Origin of the sequence: Synechococcus sp. FACHB-909 (genome assembly GCF_014698945.1) — a bacterium.
In the GTDB taxonomy this organism is placed as follows: domain Bacteria; phylum Cyanobacteriota; class Cyanobacteriia; order PCC-6307; family Cyanobiaceae; genus Cyanobium.
Genome location: NZ_JACJTY010000003.1, coordinates 209,642 through 233,476, shown reverse-complemented (window position 1 = coordinate 233,476; position 23,835 = coordinate 209,642). Strand labels below are relative to the sequence as shown.

The 23,835-nt window shown below is 68.2% G+C and carries 27 protein-coding genes; 14 read left to right on the top strand and 13 right to left on the bottom strand.

The features are described 5' to 3' along the window. Positions 1-56: 56 nt before the first annotated feature. Genes H6G99_RS07355 through H6G99_RS07340 form a run of 4 tightly spaced genes read left to right on the top strand, consistent with a single transcriptional unit; the run spans position 57 to position 2,346 of the window. Positions 57-272: a DUF2997 domain-containing protein gene (locus H6G99_RS07355; RefSeq protein WP_015110555.1), complete on the top strand. Its 216-nt coding sequence runs from the start codon at positions 57-59 to the stop codon at positions 270-272. A gap of 28 nt (positions 273-300) precedes the next feature. After that, positions 301-693, top strand: a complete 393-nt coding sequence (locus H6G99_RS07350; protein ID WP_190610768.1) for a DUF1257 domain-containing protein — start codon at positions 301-303, stop codon at positions 691-693. A gap of 4 nt (positions 694-697) precedes the next feature. Further along, positions 698-1,120, top strand: a complete 423-nt coding sequence (locus H6G99_RS07345; protein WP_190610767.1) for a ferredoxin — start codon at positions 698-700, stop codon at positions 1,118-1,120. Between the two features lie 38 nt (positions 1,121-1,158). Then, entirely contained in the window at positions 1,159-2,346 is a 1,188-nt protein-coding gene (locus H6G99_RS07340; RefSeq protein WP_190610842.1) for an aldo/keto reductase, read from the top strand. On the opposite strand, the gene H6G99_RS07335 is transcribed toward H6G99_RS07340, so the two are convergent. Further along, positions 2,343-3,119, bottom strand: a complete 777-nt coding sequence (locus H6G99_RS07335) for a 16S rRNA (guanine(527)-N(7))-methyltransferase RsmG (protein WP_190610765.1) — start codon at positions 3,117-3,119, stop codon at positions 2,343-2,345. The genes H6G99_RS07340 and H6G99_RS07335 overlap by 4 nt on opposite strands. Before the next feature lie 71 nt (positions 3,120-3,190). On the opposite strand from H6G99_RS07335, the gene H6G99_RS07330 reads away from it, so the two are divergent. After that, entirely contained in the window at positions 3,191-3,730 is a 540-nt protein-coding gene (locus H6G99_RS07330) for a J domain-containing protein (protein WP_094585541.1), read from the top strand. A 23-nt stretch (positions 3,731-3,753) separates the two neighbouring features. Then, positions 3,754-4,023 (top strand): DUF3143 domain-containing protein, encoded by a 270-nt coding sequence (locus tag H6G99_RS07325; protein WP_190610764.1) that lies wholly within the window; start codon positions 3,754-3,756, stop codon positions 4,021-4,023. 34 nt (positions 4,024-4,057) lie between these two features. Here H6G99_RS07325 and bioA read toward each other — a convergent pair whose 3' ends face one another. Genes bioA through H6G99_RS07295 form a run of 6 tightly spaced genes read right to left on the bottom strand, consistent with a single transcriptional unit; the run spans position 4,058 to position 8,788 of the window. Continuing rightward, the gene (gene bioA / locus H6G99_RS07320; protein ID WP_190610762.1) at positions 4,058-5,332 is read right to left on the bottom strand and encodes an adenosylmethionine--8-amino-7-oxononanoate transaminase; all 1,275 of its coding nucleotides are present in this window, start codon (positions 5,330-5,332) and stop codon (positions 4,058-4,060) included. A gap of 8 nt (positions 5,333-5,340) precedes the next feature. Next, complete coding sequence (locus H6G99_RS07315; protein ID WP_181280039.1) at positions 5,341-5,496, bottom strand: hypothetical protein; 156 nt, start codon at positions 5,494-5,496, stop codon at positions 5,341-5,343. Beyond that, complete coding sequence (gene bioD, locus H6G99_RS07310) at positions 5,493-6,116, bottom strand: dethiobiotin synthase (RefSeq protein ID WP_190610760.1); 624 nt, start codon at positions 6,114-6,116, stop codon at positions 5,493-5,495. The genes H6G99_RS07315 and bioD overlap by 4 nt, the downstream gene beginning before the upstream one ends. Further along, positions 6,113-6,886 carry a methyltransferase domain-containing protein gene (locus H6G99_RS07305; protein ID WP_190610759.1) on the bottom strand — a complete coding sequence of 258 codons (774 nt, stop codon included), beginning with the start codon at positions 6,884-6,886 and terminating at the stop codon, positions 6,113-6,115. The genes bioD and H6G99_RS07305 overlap by 4 nt, the downstream gene beginning before the upstream one ends. Further along, a complete protein-coding gene (locus H6G99_RS07300; protein ID WP_190610757.1) occupies positions 6,883-7,629 on the bottom strand; it encodes an alpha/beta fold hydrolase in 747 nt (248 codons plus the stop codon). Before H6G99_RS07300 ends, H6G99_RS07305 begins: the two co-directional genes overlap by 4 nt. Further along, positions 7,613-8,788, bottom strand: a complete 1,176-nt coding sequence (locus H6G99_RS07295) for an aminotransferase class I/II-fold pyridoxal phosphate-dependent enzyme (RefSeq protein WP_190610840.1) — start codon at positions 8,786-8,788, stop codon at positions 7,613-7,615. The genes H6G99_RS07300 and H6G99_RS07295 overlap by 17 nt, the downstream gene beginning before the upstream one ends. Positions 8,789-9,180: 392 nt before the next feature. Between H6G99_RS07295 and H6G99_RS07290 the strand changes: the two genes are divergently transcribed. The 4 genes from H6G99_RS07290 to H6G99_RS07275 all read left to right on the top strand — a co-directional run bounded on the left by H6G99_RS07290 (position 9,181) and on the right by H6G99_RS07275 (position 13,181). Further along, a complete protein-coding gene (locus H6G99_RS07290; protein WP_286191046.1) occupies positions 9,181-10,572 on the top strand; it encodes a KAP family P-loop NTPase fold protein in 1,392 nt (463 codons plus the stop codon). A gap of 114 nt (positions 10,573-10,686) precedes the next feature. Further along, positions 10,687-11,655, top strand: a complete 969-nt coding sequence (locus H6G99_RS07285; RefSeq protein WP_190610754.1) for a hypothetical protein — start codon at positions 10,687-10,689, stop codon at positions 11,653-11,655. A gap of 141 nt (positions 11,656-11,796) precedes the next feature. Beyond that, the gene (locus H6G99_RS07280) at positions 11,797-12,381 is read left to right on the top strand and encodes a hypothetical protein (protein WP_190610752.1); all 585 of its coding nucleotides are present in this window, start codon (positions 11,797-11,799) and stop codon (positions 12,379-12,381) included. Between the two features lie 170 nt (positions 12,382-12,551). Further along, positions 12,552-13,181, top strand: a complete 630-nt coding sequence (locus tag H6G99_RS07275; RefSeq protein ID WP_199297029.1) for a DUF6988 family protein — start codon at positions 12,552-12,554, stop codon at positions 13,179-13,181. Between the two features lie 147 nt (positions 13,182-13,328). On the opposite strand, the gene H6G99_RS07270 is transcribed toward H6G99_RS07275, so the two are convergent. Continuing rightward, the gene (locus H6G99_RS07270) at positions 13,329-13,871 is read right to left on the bottom strand and encodes a hypothetical protein (protein WP_190610751.1); all 543 of its coding nucleotides are present in this window, start codon (positions 13,869-13,871) and stop codon (positions 13,329-13,331) included. 116 nt (positions 13,872-13,987) lie between these two features. On the opposite strand from H6G99_RS07270, the gene H6G99_RS07265 reads away from it, so the two are divergent. After that, complete coding sequence (locus H6G99_RS07265; protein WP_286191045.1) at positions 13,988-16,777, top strand: DEAD/DEAH box helicase; 2,790 nt, start codon at positions 13,988-13,990, stop codon at positions 16,775-16,777. A gap of 100 nt (positions 16,778-16,877) precedes the next feature. Then, positions 16,878-18,146, top strand: a complete 1,269-nt coding sequence (locus H6G99_RS07260; RefSeq protein WP_190610749.1) for an ATP-binding protein — start codon at positions 16,878-16,880, stop codon at positions 18,144-18,146. Between the two features lie 93 nt (positions 18,147-18,239). Here H6G99_RS07260 and purB read toward each other — a convergent pair whose 3' ends face one another. Then, entirely contained in the window at positions 18,240-19,535 is a 1,296-nt protein-coding gene (gene purB / locus H6G99_RS07255) for an adenylosuccinate lyase (RefSeq protein ID WP_190610748.1), read from the bottom strand. 52 nt (positions 19,536-19,587) lie between these two features. Further along, positions 19,588-19,800: a hypothetical protein gene (locus H6G99_RS07250; protein ID WP_190610747.1), complete on the bottom strand. Its 213-nt coding sequence runs from the start codon at positions 19,798-19,800 to the stop codon at positions 19,588-19,590. A 141-nt stretch (positions 19,801-19,941) separates the two neighbouring features. Between H6G99_RS07250 and H6G99_RS07245 the strand changes: the two genes are divergently transcribed. Further along, positions 19,942-20,772: a TlyA family RNA methyltransferase gene (locus H6G99_RS07245; RefSeq protein ID WP_190610745.1), complete on the top strand. Its 831-nt coding sequence runs from the start codon at positions 19,942-19,944 to the stop codon at positions 20,770-20,772. A 33-nt stretch (positions 20,773-20,805) separates the two neighbouring features. Here H6G99_RS07245 and H6G99_RS07240 read toward each other — a convergent pair whose 3' ends face one another. Beyond that, complete coding sequence (locus H6G99_RS07240) at positions 20,806-21,144, bottom strand: P-II family nitrogen regulator (protein ID WP_015110582.1); 339 nt, start codon at positions 21,142-21,144, stop codon at positions 20,806-20,808. Positions 21,145-21,359: 215 nt separating this feature from the next. Between H6G99_RS07240 and queF the strand changes: the two genes are divergently transcribed. Further along, positions 21,360-21,776 (top strand): preQ(1) synthase, encoded by a 417-nt coding sequence (queF, locus tag H6G99_RS07235; RefSeq protein ID WP_190610744.1) that lies wholly within the window; start codon positions 21,360-21,362, stop codon positions 21,774-21,776. Position 21,777: 1 nt separating this feature from the next. On the opposite strand, the gene H6G99_RS07230 is transcribed toward queF, so the two are convergent. Next, the gene (locus H6G99_RS07230; protein ID WP_094585559.1) at positions 21,778-23,097 is read right to left on the bottom strand and encodes a cytochrome c biogenesis ResB family protein; all 1,320 of its coding nucleotides are present in this window, start codon (positions 23,095-23,097) and stop codon (positions 21,778-21,780) included. Beyond that, complete coding sequence (locus H6G99_RS07225; RefSeq protein WP_094585560.1) at positions 23,094-23,822, bottom strand: cytochrome c biogenesis CcdA family protein; 729 nt, start codon at positions 23,820-23,822, stop codon at positions 23,094-23,096. Before H6G99_RS07225 ends, H6G99_RS07230 begins: the two co-directional genes overlap by 4 nt. Positions 23,823-23,835 lie beyond the last annotated feature (13 nt).

Below are 23,835 nucleotides of genomic sequence, written 5' to 3'. Positions count from 1 at the left end.
GCGAGCTCCGGAAATCGCGGTTAAGATCCCGGTCTCACCTGTGCAGCCCATCCGGGATGGCCCAACGCACCATCCGATTCCGCATTCGCCCCGACGGGCGCGTGGAGGAACTCGTGGAGGGCGTGCAGGGCGAGGGGTGCTCCCAGCTGACGGAGCGGATCGAGGCCCGGCTGGGCAGCGTGCAGCAACGACGCAGCACCTCGGAAGCGTTCCAGACGCCCCCCCTCGTTCTCCAGGACCCCCAGGTGGTCGTTCAGCACCACGGCCCCTGAGCCCCCGCTCCCCCTTCCCTTTCGTCCCATGTCGCACTTCAGCACCGTCAAGACCGAGCTGCGCGATCGCCAGGCCCTGGTGGAAGCCCTCCGCGACCTGGGCCACCCTCCGGCCGAGGGCACCTGCCAGGTGCGCGGCTACCGCGGCCAGACGGTGACCGCCGATCTCGCCATCCCCCAGGCCGACGGCGTCGACATCGGCTTCCGATTCAACCCCGACAGCGGCAGCTACGAGCTGGTCACCGACCTGGAGCTCTGGAAGCAGCCCATCCCGGTGGAGCGCTTCCTGGCCAAGCTCACCCAGCGCTATGCCCTGCGCACCATCCTGGCCAGCACCGTCGAGGAGGGCTTCCAGGTGAGCGAGCAGACCAACCACCAGGACGGCAGCATCGAACTGGTGGTGACCCGCTGGGACGCCTGATCCCGTGAGCGCGACGGGTCCCTCCGCCGGTCTCGACCCCGCCCTCGCCTTCCGCACCGCGGTAGCCCCCGAGTCGGCAGCCACCGGTCGGGAGCCCGTGCTGGGCGGGGCTCTGCGCCAACAGGCCGTCTGGGTCGATGAGGCCGTCTGCATCGGCTGCCGCTACTGCGCCCATGTGGCCGGCAACACCTTCGTGGTGGAACCCGACTGGGGTCGCTCCCGGGCCCTGCGCCAGGACGGCGACAGCACCGAGCGGATCCAGGAGGCGATCGACACCTGCCCCGTCGACTGCATTCACTGGGTTCCCTATGAGCAGCTGCCGGTCCTGAGGGCCCAGCTCGACGACCAGGAGATCCAGCCCCTGGGGCTCCCCTCCCATGGTCGCCGCCGCCGCACCCTGCCCCGCTCCGTCCCGCCATCGACGTGACCATCCCCAGCCGGCGTTTCGGCCGCACGGGACTGGCCATGCCGGTGCTCTCCCTGGGGGGGATGCGCTTCCAGCAGAGCTGGAGCGACCTGCCGGCCGAGGCGGTGGAGACCGGCAGCCAGGCCAATCTTGAGGCCACGCTGCGGGCCGCCATGGGGGCGGGGCTGCACCACATCGAGACCGCCCGCCACTACGGCACCTCGGAACGGCAGCTGGGCTGGTTGCTGCCCCGGCTGCCGGATCCCCGGCGCATCCTCCAGACCAAGGTGCCCCCGGCTGCGGACCCGGCCGCCTTCGAGGCCGACCTGCGGACCAGCTTCGAGCGGCTGGGCCTGGACGGCGAGGGGGGGCTGGGCGGTGAAGCGGGCCGGGTCGACCTGCTGGCCATCCACGGCCTCAACACCCCGGAGCTGCTCGATCAGACCCTGCGGCCCGGCGGCTGCCTGGCGGTGGCCCGCCGCTGGCAGGAGGCGGGCCGGATCGGCCACGTGGGCTTCTCCACCCATGCGCCGCTGCCCCTGATCCTGGAGGCGATCGCCAGCGACCAGTTCGACTACATCAACCTGCACTGGTACTTCATCCGCCAGGACAACCTGGCGGCGATCGAGGCCGCCACCGCCCACGACATGGGGGTGTTCGTGATCAGCCCCACCGACAAGGGGGGCCACCTGCACAGCCCCTCCCAGCGCCTCTGCGAGCTCTGTGCACCGCTGCATCCGATCGTCTTCAACGACCTGTTCTGCCTGTCGGCCCCCGGCATCCACACCATCAGCGTCGGCGCCGCGTCCCCCCAGGACCTGGACCTGCACCTGGAGGCGGTGGCGCTGCTGCCCAGGGCCGGCGAGCTGCTGCCGCCGATCCTGGCCCGCCTCCAGGAGGCCCGCCGGGAGGCCCTCGGGGACGACTGGCTGGCCAGCTGGGACCGGGGCCTGCCCGCCTGGGAGGACACCCCCGGCCGGATCAACCTGCCGGTGCTGCTGTGGCTGCACAACCTGCTGGAGGCCTGGGATCTGGAGGCCTACGGCCGCGCCCGCTACGGCCTGCTGGGCCAGGGCAGCCACTGGTTTCCGGGGGAGAACGCCGAGGCCCTCGATGGCGCGGTGAGCGAGGCCGAGCTGCTGGCGGTGCTGCAGGCCAGCCCATGGGCCGCCGAGATCCCAGGCCTGCTGCGGCGCCTGCGGCAGCGGCTGGGCGGTGAGGCCGTCAAGCGGCTGCAGGTGGCCTAGGCCCCTGGCGTGATGGCCCCCGGCGCGATCGGTGTTTTCTGGGGCACCCCCACGGCCCGGGGGTAGGCGGCCGGACAGGGGCCGGTCGGCCGCAGCCAGAGGCCGTGGCGCACGCCCCGGCCCGCCGGCAGGTCGCGGCGCTGCACGGGATCCACCGACGCCCGCAGCACCCCCACGGCCGCCTCCAGATCCCGCTGGTCGTCGGTTCCCCACTGGCCCCGGTAGAGCAGGGCCAGGCCGTCGGGCTTGAGCAGGGGCACCAGGTATTCGGCTACCACGGGCGCGCTGGCAACGGCGCGGGCCATGGCGCGATCGAAGCGTCCCCGGCAGTCGCGGGCGCGGCCGGTGCGCTCCACCCGTTCGCAGCGCAACCGCAGGCGACCCTCCAGCCCCAGGCTGCGGGCCATGGCCCGCACCGCCTCCAGCTTGCGACCCACCGAATCCACCAGGGTGATCCGGGCCGTGGGCAGGGCGATCGCCAGGGCCAGCCCGGGGAAACCGCCGCCGGTGCCCACGTCGATCAGCTCCAGGCCGTCCGGAACGCCGCCCGGGGCCGTGAGCAGCGGCACCCAGGGCCAGAGGCTGTCGAACACCTGGGCGATCCAGAAATCGTCGCCTTCCACGAGGCGGGTGAGGTTGACCCGGCCGTTCCACAGCCGCAGCTGCTCCTGCAGGGCCACCAGCGCCGCCAGCTGGTCATCGGTGGGGGTCCAGCCCAGCGCCTGCCAGAGGCCGGCATCGGCGGGGGGGCTGGGGTCGGGGCTGGCGGCCATCCGCTACGGCAGTGGTGCTTCTCCCTAGGATCCCTCACGCCGGGCAGGCTGCCACCGCCGCCTCAGGGACCATGTCCTCCACAGCCAAGCCCTCCACCCCCACCCACTACCAGGTGCTGCAGCTGCAGCCCACCGCCACCGACCAGGAGCTGCGCCAGGCGTTCCGGGGCCTCAGCAAGCGCTACCACCCCGACACCACCGCCCTGCCGGCGAGCGAGGCCGAGGTGGCCTTCCGGCAGTTGCGTCAGGCCTACGCCGTGTTGAGCGACCCGGCCGCCCGACGGCTCTACGACGCCGCCCTGGCCCAGCCGCCCCCCCCGGCGCCGCTGCGGCCTCCCCCGGCGCCCGTCGTCCGGCCCGTGCCGGTGCGCCGTGCCCTGTCCGGCGGCGAGTGGTTCGCCCTGCTGCTGCTGGCCCTGGCCCTGGTGCTCAGCCTGGTGCTGGGGCTCGGGGTGGCCTGGGCCCGCGGCACCGAACTGATGGCCTGGCCGAGCTGGTGGTCGGAGCTGGAGGCGGCATCAGTCCCCCCGGCCACCCTGGAGCCTGCGCCCCCGGCCCCCCTGGCTCCAGCGCCCGAGACGCCCCCGCTCCCCGAGCCGCCCGCCGCCTGACCATCCCTCCCCCTGTCGATCCGATGGCGACCCTGCCCCCCGAGCCCACCACCCCCCTCTACAACCACCCCCTGCCCGCCCTGGAGGACTGGCTGCGGCAGCTCGGGGCCAGCCAGTCGCGCAGCAATGTGGCCCACTGGGACCTGCACCGCCCCGAGTGGAGCGCCCGGATCGAGATGGACGTGGAGGAACTGCGGGTGAGCTGGCACCAGGAGGGCCGCACCACGGCACGCCAGTTCCCCTATGGGCTGTCACGGGCCGATGTGGAGGCGGCGATCCTGGCGGGCCCCTGAACCCTCGCGCCCGGACCCGGCATCCGGCGGCCGCTCAGAGGCTGGCCAGGGCCGCCCCGATCACCGCGTAGCAGTGGGCCAGCTGGTCGTCGTCGATGCACAGCGGCGGCAGCAGGTAGACCACCTGGCCCAGGGGCCGCAGGAACACCCCTCTCGCCAGGGCCTGCCGCTGCAGCCGCTGGCCGACGGGATTGAGGTAGCCGGGGGCGTCGGTGGCCACCTCGAAGGCGGCCACGCTGCCCAGCAGCCGCGGTCGCCGCACCAGGGGGTGGCGTGCCAGGGCCTCCAGGTGGGGACGGTGGCGCGCCTCGAACCCCTGGTGGCGCTCCGGCCGCTCCTGGAGCAGCTCAAGGCTGGCCAGGGCCGCGGCGCAACCCAGGGGGTTGGCGGTGAAGCTGTGGCCGTGGAAGAGGGTCAGGCCGGGGGTGGTGCCGATGAAGCCCTCGAAGATGGCTTCGCGGGCCAGGGTGACGCCCATGGGCAGGAAGCCGCCCGTGAGCCCCTTGGAGAGGGCCATCAGATCCGGGCGGATGTCCGCCCGCTGGCAGGCGAACAGGTGGCCGCTGCGGCCGAAGCCGGTCATGACTTCGTCGGCGATCAGCAGGGCACCGCTGGCACGCACCAGCGCCTCCACCTTGCGCAGGAACTCCTCCCGCACCAGGGCCATGCCGCCGGCCCCCTGAAGCAAGGGTTCGAGGATCACCGCCGCGGTGGGCGTCTCCAGCAGCTGTTCCAGCCGCTCCAGGGCCGCCGCCTCCCGCGCCTCCACCCCCTCGTCGTCCCACCAGGTGGCGGGCCAGGGGGCCCGGGCCACGGCGAACAGCAGCGGCTCGAACGCCTCCGAGAACAGGGAGCGCTCCCCCACCGCCATGGCGCCGAAGGTGTCGCCGTGATAGGCCCCATCGAAGGCGATCAGCTGCCGGCGGGGTTCGCCCCGGTTGCGCCACCACTGCCAGGCGATCTTCAGGGCCACCTCCACCGCCGTGGAGCCGTTGTCGGAGAAGAACAGGCGATCCAGCCCGCTGCAGGCGGCCAGGCGCTCGGCCAGCTGCTCGGCGGCCGGGTGGCGGAAATCGGAGAAACCCACCTGCTCGAGGCTGCGGGCCTGGCGGGCGACGGCGTCGGCGATGGCGGGCTCGGCGTGGCCGTGCAGGGTCACCCACCAGCTGCTGATGGCATCGATCAGCTGGCGGCCGTCATCCAGCTCCAGCAGGGCCCCTTCGCCCCGCACCACCCGCAGGGGCGGGTCGGCGGTGGCCACCTGGGTGAAGGGGTGCCAGAGGTGGGGATGCCAGCCGGGTCCGGTCACGGTGGGGCTCAGCGGCAGACCTCCGAACGGCGTTCGCCCTCGGTGGCGATCGGCCCGCAGTTGACCCAGCGGGTGACGCTGGTCTCGATGTCGGTGAACAGCACCAGGATGCCCGCACAGAGCGCGGCCACGGCAGCTGTCACGAGCAGATGCTTGCGGCTCATGGCTGCAGGCTACGGGCCAGACCACTGCGCTGCCATTGGCGCTCCAGACCCTTCCGGTCGAGGGGATCCAGGGGCGGCAGCTCCGCCAGCACCGGCACGCCGCCGAGGGCCGCCAGGGTGCGGGGATTGTCGAGGTGGGGGTCGCCGTTGAGCACCAGCCCGAGGACGGGGATCGAACGCCGCTCCAGGGCCTCGAGGGAGAGGAGGGTGTGGTTGAGGGTGCCCAGGCCGCTGCGGGCCACCAGCAGCACCGGCAGCCCCCAGACGGCGATCTGCTCGATCTGCAGCCAGTTGCGCCGCAGGGGCACCAACAGCCCCCCCGCCGTCTCCACCACCAGGGGGCCATCCCAGGCCGGCAGGGCCAGCCGGGCCGGATCGATGCTGAGTCCGTCCCGCTCGGCTGCCCAGTGGGGGGAGACGGGGGCGGTGAGGCGGTAGGCCTCCGGCCACACCCGTTCCGGGGGCAGCCCCAGCAGCTGCTGGACCCGGCCCGTGTCGCCGCGGTCGTCGGTGCCGCTCTGCACCGGCTTCCAATAGGTCGCCCCCAGCCCCTGCACCAGCAGGGCGCTCACCACCGTCTTGCCCACGTCGGTGTCGGTGCCGCAGACCACCAGCCTCACGCGATCCTCCGGCCCACCAGCAGCAGCACGTCCCACGAGATTGCCGCATCGGAGGGCCAGTGGCGCAGCAGGCGGCGCAGCTGGGCGGGGCTCAGGGGCGCGGTGCGGCTGCTGCCCGCGCCCAGATCGCGCAGGCGCCGCAGGGTGGCCAGGCCATTGCCGGCCGGGCGGCTGAAGCGCAGCCGTTGCTGGAGGGTGGTGGCCAGGCCGGCGCTGGCCAGGGCGCCGATCAGTTCGTCGGCGTCGGGCAGCTCCAGGGCGGTGCAGGGCACCCCGGCGGCGGCGGCGGCCTGGCGCCACTGGGGAAAGCTGCCGCGCACGGGCACCGCCAGCGCCAGCCAGCCGCCCGGGGCCAGGGCGCGCCCCCAGCGCTCCAGTTCCCGGGCCGGCGCCTCCAGCCACTGCAGCGCGAAGCTCGACACCAGCAGCCCCGCCGGCTCCAGGGCGGCGGGCAGGCCGCCGTTGAGATCCCACACCAGCGGCGGCGGGCCGGCGGTGGCGAGGGGATTGCGGGCGAGCAACTCGGGGCAGAGATCGAGCTGCAGCAATGGGCGGCTGGCGAAGCCGGGGCAGTGGTGCAGAAGGGCGCGGCTGAGCAGGCCGCTGCCGGCGCCCAGATCGGCCCGGGGGGCCTCGGGCGGTGGGGGAGGCAGGTCGCGGCAGAGGCGGGCGAGCCGCCAGGCGATGCCCCGCTGCAGGCCGGCCTGGCCCTCGTAGTCGGCGGCATGGCGGCCGAAGGCCCCGCACACCTGCAGGGGGAAGGCGGTCATGGGCCGAGGGTGCCGGTGATCCAGCGGCGCAGCTCCGCCGGCAGGGGCGCCTGCAGCAGGCAGTGGCCCGCCCCCTCGAAGCGGAGCACCTCGGCGTGGGGCAGGCGTTCGCGCAGCAGGGCCCGCGCCATGGGCCCCACGATCCGATCGGCGCCGGCCTCCACGATCAGCACCGGCACGTCCTCGGGAAAGCCGGGCGGCAGATCGGCGCAGGCCGCCAGACGCTCGAGGTCGTCGCGCAGCCGCCGCCGGCCCTCGGGCTCCACCGGCTGGCTGGCGGGGCCGTGGGGCAGGAGCTCGGGCGGATCAGGGGAGGCCGCCTTCTCCAGGAAGGCCTGCAGCATGAGCTGGGCGCGGCGGGCCGTGTCGGACTCGTCTGGCCCTTCGGCGAGCTGGGCCGCCATGCCGGCGAGGGCGGTCTGCAGCCGGCGGCCTTCGCGGCCCGGGGGCAGGAAGCGGGCGAAGCTGGCCAGCAGCACCACGGCCTCGGCCTGGGCCAGTAGCGAGGGAGGCAGCAGGTGGGGCCCCATCGAATGGCCGATCAGCAGCCGCCGGCCGCCGGGGGCCCACTGGGGATGCTCGGGCGTGCGGCCGCCGTAGCCCCGTTCGCCGCACTGCCAGTGCCAGTCCGGCGCAGCCAGGGCCTGGCGCAGCAGGTCCCAGCCCAGGCCGTCGCCGGCCCAGCCGTGCATGGCGATCACCTGCAGGGACGAAGCCGGGGCGGCCTCAGGGGGCGAGGGCATGGCGGGGGGCGAGGGGGCCGGGGCCGAGCGCGGCCAGCAGCCGCTCGAGGGAGCCGGTGGGGAGATCCTGGCGCAGCACCAGCCGCAGCCTGGCGGTGCCTTCCGGCACGGTGGGCGGCCGGATCGCCACGGTGAGCAGGCCGGCCGCCTCCAGCCGACGCTGGGCCGCCAGGGCCTCGGCGTCGCCGCCGAGCAGCAGCGCCAGGATCGGCCCGACGCCGGGGGGCCGGGGCCAGCCCGTGGCTTCGATGGCGTCGCGCCAGCGGGCGGCCCGCTCCGCCAGCTCCGCGCCCACGGCCGGTGCGGCCTCCAGGTGGCGCAGGGCCGCCAGGGCACCGGCCGCCAGCGGCGGGGCGAGGGCGGTGGTGTAGCGGAAGGCGCCGCTGCTCTGCAGCAGCCAGTCGCCCACCAGGGCGTCGGCGGCGAGGAAGGCGCCGCCGCTGCCGAAGGCCTTGCCGAAGGTGCCGCTCACGATCGCCACGGAGCTGGCGCCATGGGCGAGGCCGCGGCCGCCGGGGCCGAGCACGCCGAGGGCATGGGCCTCATCCACCAGCAGGGGCGCGTCGTGACGGAGGCAGAGGGCCGCCAGGGCGGCGACGGGTGCGCTGGTGCCTTCCATGCTGTTAAGGCTTTCGCAGAGCACCAGCAGCCGGCCAGCGGGCCGTTCGCGCCGGGCGGTGAGCAGGCGGCGTTCCAGGTTTGCGGCGTCGTTGTGGGCGAAGCGCTGCAGGCGGGCACCGCTGGCGCGCACGCCCACCAGCAGGGAGTGGTGGATGAGTCGATCGGCCAGTACCAGGGTGTGGCGATCGGCCAGGGCCGACACGGCGGCGAGGTTGGCCTGGAAGCCGCTGGGAAAGAGCAGCACCCGCTCGCGGCCGAGCCAGGCGGCCAGGGCGGCCTCCAGCTGCTGGTGGATGGGCCGGCTGCCGGTGACCAGACGGGAGGCGCCGGCCCCCAGGCCACCGGCGGCCAGTTCGGCCGCGGCGGCCGCGAGCACGGCGGGGTGGCGGCTGAGGCCGAGGTAGTCGTTGCTGGCCAGATCCAGCAGGGGGAGCGCGTCGCCGGGGGGTGAGGGCTGGAGGCTGGCGGCGGCGGCGGGCTCAAGGGTGCGCAGGGCGCGGCGGCGGGCGGCGGGCAGGGCCGCGAGGGCGTCGCGCAGCTGCCGGCGCCAGGGGGGCTCGGGGGCGGTGGGGTCGCCGCTCTCCGTGGTGGGGGGAGGAGGGATCAGGGCGGCCCGACACCAAGGACAGGGGACAGTCTGGGATGGGGGGTGGGTGAAGGCTCGGTCTGGCTGTCTCTGAACCTTTGGCGGAGCGTGACCGGGAGATGAAGACGTGCACCGCACAGGTGTAGCCCGGGATACAGGTGGTTCACGCGTCCGAGAACCAGGGACGAGCTATTCACGTCTGGGGTGGATACCCTATGGCCTGACTGTGTTTTGGCCATGCCGATGTTCGGGGCGCACCTGTGGTTCACGGAAAGGACAGGCGACTGGGGCGTGGTTATCGGAACCGTCTAATGATTAGTTAGCCTTACAGAAGACTTTTCATCATGGAGTTTAAACTAAATCCGCTTGAGATTCCATCGGATCAGCCATTTCGATTCGATCGACTCAATCGTGGGGAGTCGGTTACGACTCTTGTGTCACTAATCCAAAGTCTATCAGGCCCCTATGTGATTGCCGTCGATTCCCCTTGGGGAACAGGCAAAACTACGTTCCTCGGCTTTCTCAGGGCAGTGCTTGAGTCAAGTGGCATGGCCTGCTTATACTTTGATGCCTGGAAGACCGATTTCTCCTCGGATCCCCTCATCGCATTTCTTGGCGAGTTAAATGATAATCTTCCAGCCGCGTCAAAAGATGATACCAAGTTCAACCAGTTCTTTGGTAACGCCAAGCGAATTGCCTCCGTTCTTGCAAGGCGCGCGATTCCTGTTGCAGGGAAAATAGCCACGGCAGGGATCCTTGATCTCGATGACTTTACAGAGGAGACAATCTCAGAGTTTGTAGGTACCCAGCTGAATGACGCGGTTGACTCCTATACAGCGGAAAAGAAGCTTATTCAGTCATTTCGCGAGAATCTCTCTGCCGCCTTGGGTTTGATAGACAGTAGTCAGACTGATCGCAAGCTTATCATTGTCGTTGATGAGCTCGATAGATGCAAGCCCACATATGCAATTCAGCTTCTTGAACGCATAAAGCATCTGTTTGACCTTGAAAACGTAATCTTTATTGTGGCGCTTGACAAACAACAGCTTGGAGTGAGCTTGGGGGCCGTGTACGGCGCAGGAATAGATGCAGATGAGTACCTTAGGCGCTTCTTCGATCTTGAGTACTCTCTCCCAAAGGCAGACCCTTCAGAATTTACGAAATGTCTCTATGAGAGATTTGGTTTCGATGAATTCTTTGATGCAAGGACCCACAGTGAGCTTAGGCACGAAAAGCAACATCTTCTAGAAACCTTCGTCGCTCTGAGTCAACTACTAGGCCTCAGCCTGAGGGCGCGTGAACAGTGTTTTTCAAGGATTCGCATCGCTCTTCTCATGACCAAGGAGAATCACTTTCTGTATCCGATTCTAGTTTCAACTCTAGCCATGCTCAAGGTTGCCAATCCTTCGCTGTATCGTGGCTATGCGTTCGGGTCGACCACTTCTAGAGAAGTTATCGACTTTCTCGCTAGTAAGCCTGGCGGCAGTGAACTGCTTAACACTCACTTTGGCGCCATCATAGAGGCCTATCTTGTATTATCGAAGTCCTCCCCTCACGAAGAATGCACAGAGCTAGTAAATTACCGAGCCCTTGCTGGTGACTCAAGTATTGCCCACGAGACTCGTGAGCGTGCAAGCAGAATATTGGAGATTGCGAATCATTTATCTTCGAGGAATCGGCCTCAGCTGCGCTATGTTGTGGGCAAGCTGGAGTTGGCAGCTCAGTTTGAGAGATGAAGGCTAACATCAAGATTCAGAAGACGGGAGCAAATGATGCCCTCCCTTCGCACTGGTCTCTGCCCGCTTCTGATCTTGAGCGTTAGACATTTCATCCACCTTTAGGAGACCGCGATGGACGTTGCCGTAGTTATCGTCGAACAGCTTGACTCAAATAGCGCTCTACGCACGTTTCGGATGCAAGCAGAGCACGGCGATCAGTTGACTGTCGCATTCGCCGATGAGTACGAAGAACCTAGGAGCGGGCCATTTCACTTTCTAGACGATCTTCACGAGAGTGCGTTTCGAAATGCCTTTGCAGAGTGCAAAAGCCGCCGCGTTCCTAGTTCACGCTTTACTAGCAGTGACGGGCTCTTCCACTTTCATACTTCATGGTTAGGTATTCCGACGGAGAAGCAACGTCTAAGCTACTACGCTCTTTGCCTTCCTGAGCACGCGATCCCCACCCGAGTACGGTTTACCGATCCACGAAGCGAGCGCGAGTACAAGAAGGCTGTCGTTCGCGATGATCAACGCGAACGATATGTTTTGTACCTCGCATGCAGATCATCACACGGCGCTTTTGATTTTGCCTTGGAGGTGGACTTCCGAATCACTGCGGAAGAATTCGCGTCCTCTGAGTTCTGCGACGAAACCACAACCCCGTATGGCGCGTACGTTGACGCCTACGAGTACTTGCTTCCACACAGTGATCAGATAGTTGTTCAACAGTTCTTTTCCAAGGAGATTTCCATGGGTGATCAATACAGCGTCAGAGGGCAGGTCGGAGCCGTCGGCCCCAACGCCAAAGCCGAAAACAACACGTTCAACCAGGCATGGCCGCAAGCCGCAGCGAACCTTGACATGAAAGCCCTTGCTGCTGAACTTGCCACGCTTCGCGCTTCGATGCGACAACAAGGTACAGAAATTGAACATGACCAAGCAATTGCTAGCATTGGGGCTGCAGAGAGCGCAGCGAAGAATCAAGATGGAGCAGGGGCTTTGGGCCATCTCAAGTCAGCTGGAAAATGGGCATTTGATGTCGCGACTAAAATTGGAACTACCGTCGCTGCCAAGGCAATTCAAACTGCAATTGGTTTGTAGAAAGTGTCTAACCCTATGTTGCACCCAACGCACTCCGGCCCGCGGCCTCCGCGCGCGGGTGAACTTAAACGTTAGGAGGTCAAAAGCCAGCGCCCTAGTGAGAAACCTGCTATAAGGAAAGCCTTGACACTGCGCTTAAACATGACTCAATCCAACCCTGCCCCAGAAAGTGGAACAAAAGCCCAGGCTTTTATCGCACGCAAAGGGGCTCTCGTTATGAAGGAGTTTCATCCAATTTCAACCGTAGAGTCAGTTTATGACGGTGAAATGGAAATCGAGACACTCGTCTTTAGCGTAATGAGAGGCCACCAAGTTGATCGCACCTATGGCGTTAAGGTGACATGTAGAACCGGTGACGAGGATTACCAGCAAGATGTATCACTTGTGGACTTAGACGAATTACCCGAGCTCTTGGATGGCCTGCGTTATCTCGACGAGAAATATACACAATTGACTTCTGTCGGGATTACAGACTATACGGAATTGAATTACAGAACAAAAGGTCTCTTTAGTGTCGGATTTTATTTGCAGTTTAATTCCGTCAACCGATCTTTCGATTCGCGTGTCTTCAGCTCTTGTAATGGAGGCGAATCCTTATTTTTCGAGAGAGAAGCAATTCTACGTATACTGAACTCATTGGTATCTGCCCAGCAGTACCTTGTGACGATTTCTGAAGGATCTATTTCCAGCCGTCCCCCGCTTCCCCCTCCTCCATTGATTGGGTAATCTTATTTCTGCAAAAGGAAACAATCAAGATGTTGACGTAAAATCCCAATCGAGTTGGGGCAATCCTCCTAACATTGCCATACACCTGAGCCGCCCGAATGATCACCGCGTTTTGTGCACAACCCCTGCGGCCAGGCGATGGCGAGCGTTAGTTGCTTGAGGAATGCTTAATGATTGATGTCACAAGAGCAGAACAATTGTTTGGAATCCTCGCTGAAGTGACGGATCAGCCCCTCTATGAGGACTCTGCGCGAGCTGAGCTGAGCGCCACGCTCGCCATCACAGCTCTCGAAATCGCACGATCGGTAAGAATCCTGTGCGCAGCCGACCAGCTACTCGGCGCAACGGTCTGCCTTCGTAGCCAATTCGAGTCGCTCGTCAGAAGTGTGTGGACTTTGCACTGCGCAAGTGAGCATGAAATCAGACGTCTATCCACAAATAGTCTTACGCCTGAGACGGCGCAAGGAGCAAAAAACATTCCACTTGCCGCACAAATGCTCGAAGACCTGGAAGAGATTCCCAGTTTGAAGAATCTGATGGTCGCTCTCAATGAGTTCAAGGCCTCGGCATGGCGTCCACTAAACTCATTCGTACATGCTGGCCTTCACGCAGTGATTCACACGAAGTTCGGGTGGCCACAAGATCTCGTCGGCCAAACGTTTCGAATGAGCAACGGGCTTTGCTTGCTTGCCTTTACGCAGATCGGCTTACTCAACGGAACACCAGGGATTCAAGGAGAGATCATTGCTTTAGCAGCTAGCTTCTCCAGTGTTCTTCCAAAGTATCGCGATAGCACGTAGCATCGCCATTCACCTGAGCCACCTCCTAGTCGTAGAGAGCTATACAAATACCCCCCCTGCGGCTAGGTGATGGGAAGAGTTCAACTTGTCAAAAAAACCAGTATCTTCAGCACACTCCCACCTGATCAATAAAGCTCAGGTGTGCCTTCACCCAATAGGCACATGCTCCACAAGCACAAGCCGGCGGCCGGTCTTGGTGCTGATCATGCTCTGCCGCGGGGCTGGTCCATCGACGGCGTACTCCTCATACTCCGCGATCACTAGCTGCAGCTCTGCGCCTTCCGACTCGGGCAGGTCGATCCGCCCGTCCCAGAGCGGCGGGCGCAGCCAGAGCTGTTCCGCCCCGACCCCAAGGACCAGGGCTTCGGCGAAACGGCGTTCGGCGATCAGCTCGCGGCCCAGAGCCAGCCGTTCCGGCGCCGGCGCGAATGGTCCGCCGGCTAGCTCCCCGTCGGCGGCCACGCCGTCGCCGATCCGGGCCCAGCCGAAATCGCATCCGAGCGTGGGTTCCAGCCGTTCGAGCCACACCTCCACCACCGGTTGTGGCGACACCGGCGTCACCTGATCCACCTGCCCGCTCAGAACGTCGATTTCGGAGCGCGGCCGTACCTCGCGCGAGCGTCCGCCTGCAGGGTCGCGGCTCCGCACCCAGCCCACCTCCTCTTGGCCTTCCAGCGCGATGGCCTTCATCAGGGCCGCTGGCCGAGCGCAAGGGCAGGCGTGCCGGTGATCAACCCCTTCTCGCGCACCGGCTCCCACGGCGCCTGAGCCGCCCCCTGGGGCGGCCGCGCCATAGGATCCCCCCCATGCCCTCCAGCCCCACCGTCGGCTCCGCTGACACCACCACCGGTGGCGTGCCGTCGCTGGAGCAGCTGTTCCCCTTCCCCCTGGACGGTTTCCAGCTGGAGGCGATCGATGCCCTGAACCAGGGCCATTCGGTGGTGGTGAGCGCCCCCACCGGCTCCGGCAAGACCCTGGTGGGCGAGTACGCCATCCACCGGGCCCTGGCCCACGGCCAGAAGGTCTTCTACACGACGCCCCTCAAGGCCCTCTCCAACCAGAAGCTGCGCGATTTCCGCCACCAGTTCGGCGACGAGAAGGTGGGTCTGCTCACCGGTGATCTCAGCCTGAACCGGGAGGCCCAGGTGGTGGTGATGACCACCGAGATCTTCCGCAACATGCTCTACGCGGAGATCGACCACCTCGACGACGACCCGCTGGCCGATGTGGAGGCCGTGGTGCTCGACGAGTGCCACTACATGAACGACACCCAGCGGGGCACGGTCTGGGAGGAATCGATCATCCACTGCCCGTCGCGGGTGCAGCTGGTGGCCCTCTCGGCCACGGTGGCCAATGCCGGCCAGCTCACCGACTGGATCGAGCGGGTGCATGGCCCCACCCGGCTGATCCACAGCGACTTCCGCCCGGTCCCGTTGGCCTTCAGCTTCTGCAGCGCCAAGGGACTGCACCCCCTGCTCAACGACGAGGGCACCGGCCTGCACCCCAACTGCAAGGTCTGGCGCCCTCCGAAATCCACCCGCCGCAAGGGACCGAAGGAACCGCGGCCGCCCCAGCCGGAGGCGCCGCCGATCGGCTTCGTGGTGGCCCAGATGGCGGAGCGGGAGATGCTGCCGGCCATCTACTTCATCTTCAGCCGCCGCAACTGCGACCGCTCCGTTCGCGACCTGGCCAAGGTGTGCCTGGTGGATCCCCAGGAGCAGGCGCGCATTCGCCAGCGGCTCGACGCCTTCATGGCGGTGACCCCGGAGGCGGTGCGGGAGGGCGGCCATGCCGACGCCCTGCTGCGGGGCATCGCCGCCCACCACGCCGGCGTGCTGCCGGCCTGGAAGGAGCTGATCGAGGAGCTGTTCCAGCAGGGGCTGATCAAGGTGGTGTTCGCCACCGAGACCCTGGCCGCGGGCATCAACATGCCGGCCCGCACCACCGTGATCTCGGCCCTCTCCAAGCGCACCGAGCGCGGCCACCGGCCCCTGATGGGCAGCGAATTCCTGCAGATGGCGGGGCGTGCCGGCCGCCGCGGCCTCGACACCCAGGGCTATGTGGTGACGGTGCAGAGCCGCTTCGAGGGGGTGCGGGAGGCCGGTGCCCTGGCCACCAGCCCGGCCGATCCCCTGGTGAGCCAGTTCACCCCCAGCTACGGCATGGTGCTCAACCTGCTGCAGCGCTACGACCTGGCCAAGGCCCGGGAGCTGGTGGAGCGCAGCTTCGGCCGCTACCTGGCGGGGCTGGATCTGGCCGAGGACGAATCCCGCATCACCGAGCTGATGGCCCAGCTGGCCAGCCTGGAATCCAGCGGCGGCGAGGTGCCCTGGGACGACTTCGAGGACTACGAGAAGGTCCGCGGCCGCCTGCGGGAGGAGCGGCGCCTGCACCGGATCCTGCAGCAGCAGGCCGAGGAAACCCTGGCCCATGAGCTCACCCTGGCGCTGCAGTTCGCCAGCGAGGGCACCCTGGTGAGCGTCAAGGCGCCGGCCCTGCGCAGCCGGGTCACGCCGGCGGTGATCGTGGCCAAGGTGCCGGGATCCGGCCAGTTCCCGCTGCTGCTCTGCCTCACAGACGAGAACGTCTGGATCCTGCTGCCCTGCCACGCGGTGGTGACCCTGCACGCCGAGCTCAGCTGCCTGCAGGTCGACCAGCTGGAGCCGCCGGAGCTGCACCACGCCAACGAGCTGCGCCACGGCGACAACGCCAGCGGCGGCCTGGCCCTGGCGGTGGCGTCGATGGCCCGCCGCCACGACATGCACACCCCCCGCTACGACCTGGCGGGCGAGGTGCGCCAGCAGGGTGAGCTGGTGCAGCGGCTGGAGCAGGAGCTGGAGGCCCACCCCGCCCACCGCTGGGGCGACCGCAAGCACCTCAAGAAGCACCGCCGCCGCATGGAGGAACTCCAGGAGGAGATCGGCGAGCGGCAGCGGCTGCTGCACCACCGCGCCAACCGCCACTGGGACACCTTCCTGTCCCTGATCGACATCCTGCGCTTCTTCGGCGCCCTCGACGGCGAGGAGGGGCTGGAGCCCACCGAGGTGGGCCGCACCGTGGCGGCCCTGCGGGGCGATAACGAGCTCTGGCTGGGGCTGGCCCTGATGAGCGGCCACCTCGATGCCCTGGACCCGGCCGAACTGGCGGCGGTGCTGGAGGCCATCTCCACCGAGGTGAACCGGCCCGACCTCTGGTGCGGCTACCCGCCGCCACCGGCCTCCGAGGAGGCCCTCCATGACCTACGCAGCCTGCGGCGCGAGCTGCAGCGCCAGCAGGAGCGGGCCTCGGTGGTGGTGCCGGTGTGGTGGGAGCCGGAACTCACCGGCCTGGTCCACGCCTGGGCCCGGGGCGCCAGCTGGAATGACGTGATCGCCAACACCTCCCTCGATGAAGGCGACGTGGTGCGGATCCTGCGCCGCACCGTCGATCTCCTGGCCCAGATTCCCTACTGCGAGGCGATCAGCGAGCAGCTGCGCCGCAACTCACGGTTGGCCCTCAAGAGCATCAACCGCTTCCCGGTCTGTGAGATCGAGGATCTGCTGGCGGGCGGCAACGGCAAGCTGGATCCGGCGACTGAGAGGCCGCCGGCGGTTTAGGGGGCGGCCGCCGGGGCTGGCGGTGAAGGGCCTTTATTGGCGGAATGGCCAATACGATGCCAGTATTGGCTTGCGTCCGGACGCTGCCAATACCCTCTCCATGGCACTTCCGAACCTCTGGAGGCTCTACAACCTCCGCTCCTCGCCCTTTTTCCAGGCCACCCTGCGCCAGGACTCGGAGGCCACACCGCTCAGCCTGTTCGTGGGGCGCCGGGACGAGCGGCAACGGCTGCTCAACGCCATCGGTGGTTCCCGCAGTTCCCGTCAGGCGGTGGCGGGGAGGCCTGGCATCGGCAAGACCACCTTGGTGCAGGCCGCCAAGGCCGACGCCCTGGCTGCCGGCTACTGGACCTCAGCCGAGATCATCCCGATCACCGCGGATCTGACCAGTGAGGATCTGATCGGCCAACTGCTCGCCGGCGCCTTTGATGCCGTGCTCGCCTCCTGCCCGCAGGCGAGCGGCCCCGCCGTGGAGGCTGCGCAGCAGTTGGTGCGCACCATCCGTCTGCGCGGTGGTGGCTTCACGGTTTCGGCCGCCGGCTTTGGGGCGGGCGGCACCAGCACCCAGGCGGTCTCCTCGCCCCCCGGGGCCCTGCTGCTGGATGGACCCAGGGTTCTGCGCGATCTTCTGGCCTTTGCGCTGGAGCAGGGCGCCTCCGGTGTGGTGCTGCACCTCAACAATCTCGAGAACCTCAGTGAGGCCGATTCCACCCGTGCTGCCGATCTGCTGCGCAGCATCCGCGACCAGGCCCTGTTACTCGATGGCCTGCACTTGATCGTGGTGGGCACCACCGATGCCGTGCGCATCGTGGTGCAGAGCCACACTCAGGTGCGCTCGGTGTTCAGTGATCCGGTGGTGCTCGAACCCCTGGAGCCGCAGGAGGTTCACCAGTTGCTGGAGGCGCGCTACCGATCCCTGCGACTGGAACCGGGCCTGCCGGTGCAGGCGCCCGTGCAGGGTGCGGTGATCGATGCGTTGCATGAGCTGTTCCGAGGCGATCTCCGCGGACTGCTCAAGGCCTTGGAGGACGGCATCTCTGCCCTGCTGGGTCTGACCGGCGACGGTGAGGGCCCACAGCCGATTGACCTGGCCGACCTCACCCTCGTGCTGAGCCGTCGCTACAGACTGGAATTGCTGGACCAGCTCGGCACCACCCTCTGGCAACGGTTGGAAGCCTGGGGCGAGCGGGACCTGCAGGCGGTGCTGACCCAGGCCGACCTGGTGAAGCTCTGGGGGATCAAGCAGCCCTCGGTGTCCCAGACGTTGCAGCAACTGGTGCATTCGGGTGCCGCGGACGTGCTGCCACGCCGGGGAGGGGAACCGCTTCAGTACTTACTGACCGGCGCGACGCGGCTGGCCCTCAGCTGAAGGGCAACGTATTGGCTGATCGGCCAATACCGGCGACGTATTGGCTGTTGGCAGCCACCAGCCAATACCCCACCTGCTCGCCGCCCGCCCCCCTCAGATCCCCAGCCGCTCCCAGATCACGTCCAGATTCGCCCGGTGCAGGTCGGTGGCGAAGCAGGCCTCCAGCTGCTCGGGGCCCAGGTGGTCCGTCACCGCTGGATCGCCCGCCAGGTTGGCGCGGAAGTCGCCACCCTCGGTGTTCCAGGCGGCGTGGGCGTGGCGCTGCACGATCCGGTAGGCCTCCTCCCGGCTGAGCCCCGCCTCCACCAGGGCCAGCAGCACCCGCTGGCTGAACACGACGCCGCCGTAGACGTTCATGTTGCGGGCCATGTTCTCGGGGTACACCCCCAGCCCCTCGACCACGGCGGTCATCTCCCGCAGCATGAAGTGCAGGGTGACCGAGCAGTCGGGCAGCATCATCCGCTCCACCGAGCTGTGGCTGATGTCGCGCTCGTGCCAGAGGGCCACGTTCTCCAGGGCCGCCACGGTGTAGCTACGCAGCACCCGGGCCAGGCCGCTGATGCGTTCGCTGCGGATCGGGTTGCGCTTGTGGGGCATGGCCGAGCTGCCCTTCTGGCCCTTGGCGAAGTTCTCCTCCACCTCCAGCACGTCGGAGCGCTGCAGGTTGCGGATCTCGGTGGAGAAGCGCTCCAGGGAGGTGCCCACCAGGGCCAGGGTCTGGACGTACTCGGCATGGCGGTCGCGGCCGATCACCTGGGTGCTGGCGGTGTCGGGCTCCAGGCCCAGCAGCCGGCAGGTGATCGCCTCCACCTCGGGGTCGGTGTTGGCGTAGGTGCCCATGGCGCCGCTGATCTGGCCCACGGCCACCACCCGCTCCAGCCGCTCCAGCCGCTCCCGGTTGCGCTCGGTTTCGGCCAGCCAGCCGGCCACCTTGAAGCCGAAGGTGATGGGCTCGCCGTGGATGGCGTGGGAGCGGCCGATCATCACCGTGTCCTTGTGGGCCCGGGCCAGCCTGCGCAGGGCGTCGGCGAGGCCATCGAGCTCGGTGCGCAGCAGGGCGACCGAGGCCTTCAGCTGCAGGGCCAGGCCGGTGTCCAGCACGTCGGAGCTGGTCATGCCCACGTGGATGTAGCGGCCCGCATCACCGACGTGCTCGTTGACGTTGGTGAGGAAGGCGATGACGTCGTGGCGCACCTCCGCCTCGATCTCCAGGATGCGGGGCACCTCGAAGGCCGCCTTCTCCCGGATCGTGGCCAGCGCCTCGGCGGGCACCCGGCCCAGCTCCACGTTGGCGGCGGTGGCGGCGATCTCCACCTCAAGCCAGCTCTGGAACTTCGCTTCCTCGCTCCAGAGGCGGCCCATTTCGGGCAGGGTGTAACGCTCGATCAAGGGCCGGGCGGTGGTGAACGATCCCCCAACCTATCGAGCCGCCCCCTCCGGCTCAGGCGGCGGCGGTGAGGCGGCGGTAGGGCAGCTCCAGATGCACCATCGACCCCCAGGCCTGCTGCCGCACCCAGCAGCGGGTGCCGCGGCGGCGGATCAGCTGGAAGGGGGGCAGATCCTCCGGATGGTCCCGCAACCGCACAAAGCTGCCGGGGTGGAGCAGCTCCACCACATTGGACCCGGGGGCCGCCGTGGATCGAGGGCCAGCCATGGGAGGGAACCGGGAAAAGACTGGGGCCATCCTGCGACTGTTCCGCGCCGAACCGTCTGGCCATCGGTTTTTGTTCGGTTTGGATCGCTGTTCGGTGACAACATGCCGGTGGAGCGGCAGGACCCATGGCCGAAAAGCAGCATGGCCCGTAAGCAGCGGCTCGATCGCCGCCTGGTGGATCTGGGCCTGGTGACCAGCCGCCAGCAGGCCCAGCAGCTGATCAGGGCCGGACGGGTGCGCGGCGGTGGCGAGGTGCTCGACAAGCCCGGCACCGAGGTGGCCGAGAGCCTGCCCCTGGAGGTGGAGCAGCCGCCCCGGTTCGTCTCCCGGGGGGGCGAGAAGCTGGAAGGGGCCCTGGCGGCCATGCCGATCCGGGTGGAAGGCCGGGTGTGCCTCGACGGCGGCATCTCCACCGGCGGCTTCACCGATTGCCTGCTGCAGCACGGGGCCGTGCGGGTGTACGGGATCGATGTGGGCTACGGCCAGACGGCCTGGAGCCTGCGCACGGATGAACGGGTGGTGCTGCGGGAGCGCACCAACCTGCGCCACCTCACCCCGGAGCTGCTCTACGGCGAGGGCGATGCCTGGCCCGACCTGGCCGTGGCCGATGTGTCGTTCATTTCCCTCACCCGGGTGCTGCCGGCCCTGCGGGCCCTGCTGACGGGGGCGGGTGAGGCGCTGCTGCTGGTCAAGCCCCAGTTCGAGGTGGGCCGCCAGCGGGTGGGCAAGGGGGGCGTGGTGCGGGATCCGGCGGCCCACGCCGATGCCATCGCCACCGTGATCACGGCGGCAAGGGAGCTGGACTGGCACCCGGCGGGGCTGGTGGCGTCACCCCTGACCGGGCCCGCCGGCAACCACGAATACCTGCTCTGGCTGGTGCCGCCCGGAGCGGGTGCCGAGCCTCCCTCCGAGGACACGGACTGGTCCGGCAGGATCGCAGCCCTGGTGAAGGACACCCTGGCCGGGGCCTGAGGGGCCCACGGCCAGGGTCAGGGAGGCAGGGGCTCAGATGGCGCCGCTGTCGAGGTCGCCGGTGCGGATCCGGATCACCGAATCCACGGTGCTGATGAAGATCTTGCCGTCACCGATCTCGCCGGTGCGGGCCGCGTCCTGCACCGCCTGGACCACAGTGGCCACCCGGTCGTCGTCGACGACGATCTCGAGCTTGAGTTTCTGCAGGAATTCCACCGTGAATTCGGATCCGCGATAGCGCTCCACCTGCCCCTTCTGCCGGCCGAATCCGCGCACCTCGCTCACGGTCATGCCGACGATGCCCGCATTGACAAGGGCGATCTTCACGTCCTCGAGCTTGAAGGGGCGGATGATGGCCTCGATTTTCTTCATGGCTGTGCTGCGGTCAGGAAGGCGACGGTTGGAGTCTCTCAGAGTCCCCGCCTGAGGAGGGGACGGCTCCATTACCGCCGAGCCTTGCCGGGGTCGTCGTAACGGTTGCTACGCGAGCTCCGGGGCGCTGACGGGCGGCCGGGGCCCTTGACGTGGGCTCCGCGCCATGGGCCAGCTCCTGTACGGTCAAAAACCGTCTCCCAGTCCTGCTGACCATGGCTTCCGGTGTCGCCGACCAGCCCCAGACCGTGACCCCCCTGTACGGGGAGCGGGCCATCGCCGAGGCCCAGCTGGTCTGCTTCGCCAATCCCCGCGAGGGTCGCGCCTACGAGGTGTCCATCGAACTGCCGGAGTTCACCTGCACCTGCCCCTTCTCCGGCTATCCCGATTTCGCCGTCCTGCGGCTGCTGTATCAGCCCGGCCCCCGGGTGCTGGAACTCAAGGCCCTCAAGCTCTACGTCAACAGCTACCGCAACCGCTCCATCTCCCACGAGGAGGCTGCCAACCGGATCCTCGACGACCTGGTGGCCGCCTGCGATCCCGTCTGGATGCAGCTGGAGGCCGATTTCAACCCCCGCGGCAACGTCCACACCGTGGTGCGGGTCAGCCACGGCGAGCGCCGGCCCTGCTGAGTCAGGGCTGGGGTTCCAGCCGCTGCAGCAGCGCCGGCAGCTCGGCGGCGAAGGCCGTGAGGTTGCGGTTGCAGAGGCCCGCCACGTGCAGCCGGCCGCCGGGTCCATCGGCGATGGCCCAGAGCTGGCGGGTGGCCACCAGGCTCAGGGCACCGCCCGCCAGGGCGATGGCGAAGCCGGTGTACACCAGGGGCACGCCGGGGTCCCGTTTGAACAGGATGCCGCTGGCGGGCAGCACGCTCGCCACCCGGATCGGCAGCCCCTTCACCTCCTGGGCCTCGCCGCCGGGCACCAGCTGGGCCAGGGCCACGCCATCGGGGCCGAACACCTGCACCGGCCCCTGTTCGCTGGTGAGGCTCAGCAGCACCGGCTCGGTGCCATCGGGGCGGGTGGGCAGCACCAGCCCCCAGAGCTGGTCGCCCAGCTGGGGGAAGGTCTGCAGCGGCAGCTCCAGCACCGGACTGCGGCCCAGCTGCAGGCTGATCGTCGCCAGGGACCAGTCGGCCTGATAAAGCGTCATGCCCCGGTAGCGCAGGGGGTGGTTGACGCTGATGGCGGCTTCGGTGGTGGTGGCCGCATCGCCGGGGGTGATCAGCCGCAGGTTGGAGGAGAACTGCTCCGGCCGGCCGGCGGGATCCCGCTGGATGCGGAAGTCGTCGAGGGCCAGGGTCACCTGGGTGCTGCCGCGGCTGTCGAGCAGCTCCAGCTCCCGACCCGGGGCCAGGAAGCGCTCCAGCCGCTGGCCCCCCAGGGCGCCCCAGGCCGCCCCCACCATCAGCACCACCATGCCGGCATGGACCAGCAGGGGACCCACCCGTCCGAGCACCCCCCGGCGGGCCGCCAGGCGGTCGTCCTGACGATGGATCTGCCAGCCCGAACCGCGCAGTTCGGCCTCCAGCCGCCCGAGGCCGGCGACGGGCTCGGCGGTGACGAGGGTTTCGGCCACGCTCAGCTTGCTGAGCTGGCGGGGGCTGCGGTAGTCGATCCAGCGCAGGGAGGCCTGCAGGGCGGGCCACTGGCGGCGCCAGCTGCACAGGATCAGCGACAGGCCCAGCCAGGCGAGCAGGGCCAGGAACCAGCCACTGGAATAGACGTGATCCAGCTGCAGCTGCAGCACCCCATCCCCGTGCAGCAGCCCCAGCCAGGGGGTGGGGTCGTAGAGCTGGTGGTAGAAGGCGGCCTCCTCCTTCTGGGGAATGGCCGTGCCGATGCCGCTGGCGATGGCGATGACCAACAGCAGGCCGATCGCCAGGCGCAGGTCGGAGATCCAGGCGGCCAGGCGCTGCAGGGGGCGCCAGGGTGAGGCTGCCGTGCCGCTCATGGCAGCACCGACAGCAGGGTGAGGCCGCCGCTGGCGAGCAGCACCACGCCGCTGATCGGCGGCACCCACTGGCCCAGGCGGCGCAGCTGCAGAAGTCCGGGCAGGGAGGCGGCCACCGTGCCGGCCAGCAGCAGGGGCATCACCTGGCCGGCACCGAAGCTGGTGAGCAGCGCCATGCCCACCAGGGGCTTGCCGGCCTGGGCCATCCAGGCCAGCAGCACGGCCAGCACCGGGGTGGTGCAGGGGGTGGCGGCCAGGCCGAAGGCCAGGCCGGCCGCCAGCGGGGCCAGAGGAGCCGGCACCCGCCGACGCCAGCGCTCGGGGTCGGGCCCGGCCGGCAACGGCAACCGCAGCAGGCCCAGCAGGTTGAGGCCCATGACCACGGCCACGACGGCCACCAGCAGCGGCAGCTGGCCGGGGATGCGGCCGTAGAGGCGGCCCATCAGGCCACTGGCCAGGCCGAGCAGCACCAGGGCCGCCACGATGCCGGCCGCGAAGCTGGCGCTGCGCTGCCAGGGGGGACGCCCCTGGTCCTCAGTGCCGAAGCCGGCCAGGTAGGCCAGGGTGACGGGCAGCAGCGAGAGGGAGCAGGGGCCGAGGCTGGTGAGCAGGCCGCCGCTGAACACCACCGCCAGGGTCAGGGGGCCGGGGTGGGCCAGAGAACCCTGGAGCAGCAATTCGCTGCTGCGGGCCCAGTCGGCGAACGGCAGCCCGGGGCTGAACATGGCCGATCCAGAT